Source organism: Halocynthiibacter namhaensis (assembly GCF_000812685.1).
GTDB classification, from domain to species: domain Bacteria; phylum Pseudomonadota; class Alphaproteobacteria; order Rhodobacterales; family Rhodobacteraceae; genus Halocynthiibacter; species Halocynthiibacter namhaensis.
This window is the reverse complement of sequence record NZ_JWIF01000040.1, coordinates 136,172-142,656: the sequence shown is the minus strand read 5'-3', so window position 1 is coordinate 142,656 and position 6,485 is coordinate 136,172. Positions and strand designations below refer to the sequence as shown.

6 protein-coding genes and 1 pseudogene are annotated in these 6,485 nt (G+C 50.0%); 4 read left to right on the top strand and 3 right to left on the bottom strand.

Translation table 11 applies throughout. The annotated features are described in order from the left end of the window. Window positions 1-1,096, top strand: a protein-coding gene (locus RJ38_RS06690; protein ID WP_156121837.1) for an IS3 family transposase whose coding sequence is annotated in 2 segments (ribosomal slippage) — window positions 1-201 and window positions 201-1,096 — 1,097 coding nt annotated over the 2 segments. Because the reading frame shifts where the segments join, the coding sequence is not laid out codon by codon here. This gene is flagged as partial in the annotation. A gap of 72 nt (window positions 1,097-1,168) precedes the next feature. Next, window positions 1,169-1,372, top strand: coding sequence for a helix-turn-helix domain-containing protein (locus RJ38_RS06685; RefSeq protein ID WP_052245242.1), 204 nt, complete (start codon window positions 1,169-1,171; stop codon window positions 1,370-1,372). 44 nt (window positions 1,373-1,416) lie between these two features. On the opposite strand, the pseudogene RJ38_RS06680 reads toward RJ38_RS06685, so the two are convergent. Further along, window positions 1,417-2,796: pseudogene (locus RJ38_RS06680) on the bottom strand (ISNCY family transposase). 246 nt (window positions 2,797-3,042) lie between these two features. On the opposite strand from RJ38_RS06680, the gene aroQ reads away from it, so the two are divergent. Both aroQ and RJ38_RS06670 read left to right on the top strand, forming a co-directional pair. Then, on the top strand, window positions 3,043-3,486 hold the full coding sequence (gene aroQ / locus RJ38_RS06675; protein ID WP_039018095.1) for a type II 3-dehydroquinate dehydratase: 444 nt from the start codon (window positions 3,043-3,045) through the stop codon (window positions 3,484-3,486). After that, complete coding sequence (locus tag RJ38_RS06670; RefSeq protein ID WP_039018094.1) at window positions 3,483-4,235, top strand: helix-turn-helix transcriptional regulator; 753 nt, start codon at window positions 3,483-3,485, stop codon at window positions 4,233-4,235. Before aroQ ends, RJ38_RS06670 begins: the two co-directional genes overlap by 4 nt. A gap of 416 nt (window positions 4,236-4,651) precedes the next feature. Here RJ38_RS06670 and tsf read toward each other — a convergent pair whose 3' ends face one another. Further along, on the bottom strand, window positions 4,652-5,527 hold the full coding sequence (gene tsf, locus RJ38_RS06665; RefSeq protein ID WP_039018093.1) for a translation elongation factor Ts: 876 nt from the start codon (window positions 5,525-5,527) through the stop codon (window positions 4,652-4,654). 77 nt (window positions 5,528-5,604) lie between these two features. Further along, the gene (gene rpsB, locus RJ38_RS06660; protein ID WP_039018092.1) at window positions 5,605-6,378 is read right to left on the bottom strand and encodes a 30S ribosomal protein S2; all 774 of its coding nucleotides are present in this window, start codon (window positions 6,376-6,378) and stop codon (window positions 5,605-5,607) included. Between the last annotated feature and the right edge of the window lie 107 nt (window positions 6,379-6,485).

Sequence of the window (6,485 nt, the reverse complement as noted above, 5' to 3'; positions counted from 1 at the left end):
ATGCAGTGCGTATCGCAACGACCAGTGGACTGACACGACCACAAGCGGCTTCTGATTTGGGGGTTGGGCTTTCGACGCTGAACAAGTGGGTCCAAAAGCATCAGTATGATGACCTGATGTCGGGTCCTCACGAAGACGTTGAGAAAGAGAACGAACGCCTTCGCAAGGAAGTCCGGCTGCTGCGAGAGGAGAGGGAAGTATTAAAAAAGGCGGCGATCTTCTTTGCAGGCCAAAGCCGGTGAGGTTCGCCTTCATTGACGCCTGGAAAGAAGTTTGGTCCGTGGAATTTCTCTGCCGTATCATGCAGGTCACATCGCGTGGTTATCGTGCGTGGCGGGCTCGCCCGATGAGCCAGCGGCAGCGAGGCGATATGGTTATTCTGGCGCATATCCGAGAGCAACATCGTCTGAGCCTGCATAGCTATGGTCGACCACGCATGACCGCAGAATTGCAGGAAATGGGGCTGAGGGTTGGGCACCGCCGGATTGGCCGCCTAATGCGCATGAACGGCATCAAGACCGTCAGGACCCAGAAATACAAGGTGACCACGGACAGCAACCATGCGTTCAACATCGCGCCCAACTTGCTGGATCAGGATTTTTCTGCCGATGGGCCAAATCAAAAATGGGCGGGTGATATCTCGTACATTTGGACCAGCGAGGGTTGGCTCTATCTGGCGGTGATCTTAGATCTCTATTCTCGGCGCGTCATCGGCTGGGCTGTCAGTAATCGTATGAAGCGAGATCTGGCGATCCAGGCGTTGGACATGGCCGTGGCCATGCGACAACCTCCCAAGGGCTGCATTCACCACACAGATCGTGGAACGCAATACTGCTCACATGACTACCAGAAGCGGTTGTCAAAGCATGGCTTCAAAGTCTCGATGAGCGGAAAAGGAAATTGCTACGACAATTCCATGGTGGAAACGTTCTTCAAATCGCTCAAGGCAGAGCTGATCTGGCGCAACCGCTGGGAAACCAGACGCCAGACTGAAGGGGCCATCTTCCAGTATATCAATGGGTTCTATAATCCACGACGGCGTCATTCATCGTTAGGTGGCAAAAGCCCCTTGGCCTTCGAACGAAAGGCTGCCTAAATGAGTTGAGAGACCGGAACGTAACCGTGACAAGACCATACGTTGACGAGGATGGAGAGGGATGGACTCATCGTGCGCAAAGAACACCCAGCGGATGCACGGGCGCGAACCATCCACCTTACCGACCCAGCGCGTTCAATCCGTGAGGCGGCCTATCAGGCAGCAATGCAGATCAACGAAGAGGTGCTCGCCGATCTTTCCCAAGATGAGACGCAAGCGTTCCTCGAATACATGCGCCGGGTAATTGGCAAGATCAAAGAAGTTGATAATTCCTGAAGCGGACATCGGTGCAGCCGCCGTGAAAGCTAACTTTGTCCCAATCAACTGTCATCTGACAAGTTTGCCTGAGTGTCCGCTTTGGTTGACCGTTTAGCCTCATATAACAATTCCATCTTTGTTTTGCGTAGCTTTCTGGGGCCATCCTTTTGTTCGTATCGCGTTCTCTGTTTGCCCGCGCGGCGTTTCTTCGGTGCTGCCTTATCCTGCTCGATCTTTATGTGTTCCAAAACAGCGCTGAGATGCTTATTCTCTGTGATCGCAGAATGTGTGACACGTTGATCTTTGTCGAACACAGTATAGGGCAGGGACATGCCCTTCCATCTGAACTCCAACCGCCCATCAGGAAACTCATAGCTGTCTACATATTTACCGGGCAACCCCCGCGAAACCTCTGTTTCTTTGAGGATAATTCGCTTTCGGCTGTAAGAAAATGCCAACTGGCCGCTGACATATCGTTCATCCCGAAAACATAGAAGTTCGCGCAATTAATCGGGTTCAAAGTTGAGCCTGCGGTGCAGATCATCCGACCGATATGCCGACTTTGAAAATTTCTCGTTAAAACGCTGCATGAAGCCCGGAAGAAACGCGTTCGCGGCTTCCATATCGGAAATACCTGCGAGGCGTAATTCCTTCACAAGCCGATCCTGTAAAGTACGATTTGCTCGTTCAACACGGCCTTTTGCCTGTGATGAATTGGCGCAAAGGATCTCGATGCTCAGCTCGTTAAGGGCGCGACCAAACTGCGTCATACCATGTCCAGATTTAGCGGCCTGATTGGGCACCCGAAACACCGTATGCTTGTCAGAGTAGAATGCGACAGGGCGACCATGATCATGCAAATAACCCTCCAGCGCATCAAAATAGCTGAATGTACTTTCTGATTTTACGAAGCGTAGTTGCATGAGTTTGCTGGTCGCGTCGTCAATGAAAACCAGCAACGTACAGGCCGGACCTCGATCTTCGAACCAGCGGTGATCTGAACCGTCAATCTGGATGAGTTCACCGTAACATTCACGTCGCAATCTAGGTTGGTGAAATGTTCGACGCTGCTTGCGCGATAACCACAAACCGTCTGCTTGCATCCATTGGCGCAGCGTTTCCCGAGACACTTTGAATCCATGGTGTTCCTCAAGCATCTCAGCCGCCATAGTAAGGCCGAAATCATGATACTTCTCACGCACCAGATCTAACGCATAAGTACGCTTGGCGTCATGGATCTTGTTGTTTGGCGGCTTTCCTCTGGCTTTGTGACTCATCGCAGAAGGGCCGTCTTCTCGAAACCGGCGCAGGAGCCGAAAGACCTGACGTTTGGTCAGCGCCAGCAAATTTGCAGCACGTTCCGCATTCAACCGTCCATCAACGATCTGAGAGATAATCTCGATACGATTTAGATCACGTTCACTCATCATTACCCATCCCATAACAGCACTCCTGATTTGTTCGGATTTAGAACAAGAGTGACACTTCTGCTTTGCCAATGGGTGACATTATAACTTTGCAGCTACATCAAAAAGGGCCCATAATTGGTATTATGTAATTGCATGAAGTGCAACGAACTGACTATGTCTTATAAACATGAATTCGGCGGATCTCACTGGTATCATAACTCTAAAGCTCGACAACATGGGTCAATGCAACCTATTGTGAAGTAGGAATGAGGACTCACAGTGACTATTTTATTATTGAACGGCCCGAACTTAAATTTGCTGGGAACCCGGCAAACCAGTGTATATGGCGCAACCACACTCTCTGAGATTGAAACGCTGACCCGCTCGCATGCGGAAGCCGCTGGGTATAAATTGGATGCGCTGCAATCCAATCATGAAGGTGTGTTGATCGATGCAATACATTCGGCGAAAGGTAAATCACAAGGCATCATTTTAAATGCCGGTGCTTACACCCACACGTCTATCGCCCTGATGGATGCAATTTCTTCTGTCGAGCTTCCAGTGATCGAAGTCCATCTTTCCAACATTCACGCACGCGAGCCGTTTCGTCATCAATCCTATATTGCACGGGTTGCTGTCGGACAGATCGCAGGCTTTGGACCGGACAGCTATATTCTTGCTGTAGACGCTCTTGTTGCGCATTTGAGCGAGGCTGCTTCATGATATCTGGCTATCTCGAAAAGCTCACGGCTTGCCAATGCTTGGAAGACGTGTGGACGCTGCATCAAAACAAAATGAGTGAGTATGGATTTGGCCGTGTTATGTACGGCTTTACGCGATATCGCAATGGCGCGTCGCTGGGCGATCAAGATGATTTGTTACTGCTGTCCAACCACGACACAGCCTATCTGGACGTGTTTTTTGGCGAAAAACTGTATTACAACGCGCCGATGGTACGCTGGTCTTTGGAGAACGAAGGCGCATGTTCTTGGAGCTGGATGGCGGATCAGATTAAGGCCGGAACCTTTACCGAAAGCGAGTTGAAGGTAGTAGATTTCAATCGTTCTTTTGACGTTACTGCCGGGTATACCATTAGCTTTAAATCCGTGTCTTATCGGGAACGTGGCGGGATTGCGTTGACTGGCAATCCAGGGGTCGAACAAGAAGAAGTCGACGAAATTTGGGCGAAACATGGTCAGGATCTTTTGGTCATGAACAATGTCGCTCACTTGAAGCTCATCAACATGCCTTGGACTGGCCAGAGACGCCCCCTCACCCATCGTCAACGCGAAGTGTTGGAATGGGTCGGCGAAGGTAAAACCATGCAAGATATCGCGTGTATTATGGGGCTGACACCCGCGACTGTGGAAAAACATTTACGTTTGGTGCGTACCGCGTTGGATGTCGAAACAACGGCCCAAGCCGTGCGTAAAGCATCGGTACAAAAGCAAATTTATCTGATCGATGGATAAGATCGTGCTGATAATGATGCCCTGCTTTGTGAAATCCCCCCCCAAATTCGATCAATGGTAAGGAATACCATACTTTCGTATAGGTTATTTCTGATGTATAGTCTAATTGTTCCGTCGTGGTGGCAATTATGCCTTGGAACTTATGAGAGCCTAAGATGTTGTTATTTCAATGTTCTTATGTTCTCCCGGGAGACCGGATCGTCGGTCAATTTAGTATAGACTAGATTGACCGACACCCTAATGTCTTACATCCTCATCCCGAGACATGGGAATTGAACGGCCTTTCTTTGTAGGAAGGTCGTTTCTTTTGTTGCCTAGCGTTGTTTTTGATGAATCTTGTCGACGACAAAAAAGGGCCAGGCAATTCCCTGCCCGGCCCCCTATAAGTAAGATCACATGCGTAATCTAAAGACGATTTAGCCTTGAGCGGCTTTTGCAACTTCAGCTGCGAAATCTTCTTCTTTTTTCTCGATGCCGTCGCCAACTTCCATGCGTACGAAGGATGTGATTTCAACACCAGCTTCTTTCGCAGCAGCTTCAACAGTCAGGTCTGGGTTCACAACGAACGCTTGACCCAAAAGTGTCACTTCGGACAAGAATTTCTTCATGCGGCCAACGATCATTTTTTCGATCACGGCTTCTGGCTTGCCAGATTCGCGAGCGATGTCGATTTGAACCTGACGTTCTTTTTCAACCACGGATGCGTCCAGATCAGCTTCGGACAAAGATGCAGGGTTCGCAGCAGCAATGTGCATTGCAAGCTGTTTGCCGATGCCATTGTCAGTGCCTTTTAGGCCAACCAGAACACCGATTTTGCCCATGCCATCTGTCACAGAGTTGTGGATGTAAGACACAACGGTCTCGCCCTCAACAGTTGCCATGCGACGCAAAGACATGTTCTCGCCGATGGTTGCAACAGCGTCAGTGATGGTGTTCGTAACGGATTTGCCGTTGATCTCTGCGTCGGCCAATGCCTCAACAGTTTCAACATTCAAAGCAGCACCTGCGATGGAAGAAACCATGGATTGGAAATCGGCATTCAAACCAACAAAGTCAGTTTCGGAGTTCACTTCAACAGCAACACCTTTGCCGCCTTCAACTGCAACGGCAACAAGGCCTTCAGCAGCGATACGACCGGATTTTTTAGCAGCCTTAGCAAGACCTTTGGTGCGAAGCCAATCAACTGCGGCCTCCATGTCACCATTGGTTTCAGTCAGGGCTTTTTTCGCGTCCATCATGCCAGCGCCGGTGGAATCGCGGAGTTCTTTGACCAATTTAGCGGTAATCGCCATGTCGGTTCTCCTTGGGAGTCATCTGAATAGGAAAATCCGGGAAGACCTACATCTTCCCGGTATCAGTTTTGTGAAGCTTAAGCTTCAGCAGGTGCAGCTTCTTCAGCGATGGTTTCTTCCAAGGAAGCTTCCATTTCGCCAAGGTCCATGCCTGCTTCACCCATCTGAGCGGTCATACCGTCCAGAGCAGCGCGTGCAGCAAGATCAGTGTACAGTGTGATCGCACGTGCAGCATCGTCATTGCCTGGGATGATGTAATCAACGCCAGCTGGGTTTGCGTTTGTATCAACGATACCAACAACAGGAATGCCCAGCTTTTTCGCTTCTGCGATTGCGAGGGATTCTTTGTTCACGTCGATAACGAACAGAAGATCAGGAACACCGCCCATATCGCGGATGCCGCCCAAAGACGCTTGCAGTTTGCCCTGCTCACGTTCCATGCCAAGACGTTCTTTCTTGGTCAGGCCTTCTGCACCTTCAGACAATTTCTCGTCGATGGACTTGAGACGGTTGATAGAGTTGGAAACTGTTTTCCAGTTGGTGAGCGTGCCACCCAACCAACGGTGGTTCATGTAGTACTGAGCGGATTTCTCAGCTGCATCTGCGATTGCAGATTGCGCCTGACGCTTTGTACCAACAAAAAGAACGCGGCCGCCTTTTGCAACAGTGTCACGAACTGCGTTCAAAGCTGCGTCGAGCATTGGAACAGTTTGTGTAAGGTCAAAAATGTGGATGCCATTACGTGTACCGTAGATGAACTCCTGCATGCGCGGGTTCCAGCGCTGCTTTTGGTGACCAAAGTGAACACCAGCTTCTAGCAGCTGGCGGATTGTGAATTCTGGAATAGCCATTGTATTTCCTTTTCCGGTTTACGCCTGGGCAAAGTCAATCAGGGATCTCTCCCAACCGGTGGACGTCAAAGGATTTCTCCCCGTCAGCCCGGACTTCGCCTGTGAAG

Coding starts and splice junctions, on each gene's coding strand:
- RJ38_RS06670 (WP_039018094.1), top strand. CDS start 3,483: ATGATATCTGGCTATCTCGAAAAGCTCACGGCTTGCCAATGCTTGGAA.
- rpsB (WP_039018092.1), bottom strand. CDS start 6,378: ATGGCTATTCCAGAATTCACAATCCGCCAGCTGCTAGAAGCTGGTGTT.
- tsf (WP_039018093.1), bottom strand. CDS start 5,527: ATGGCGATTACCGCTAAATTGGTCAAAGAACTCCGCGATTCCACCGGC.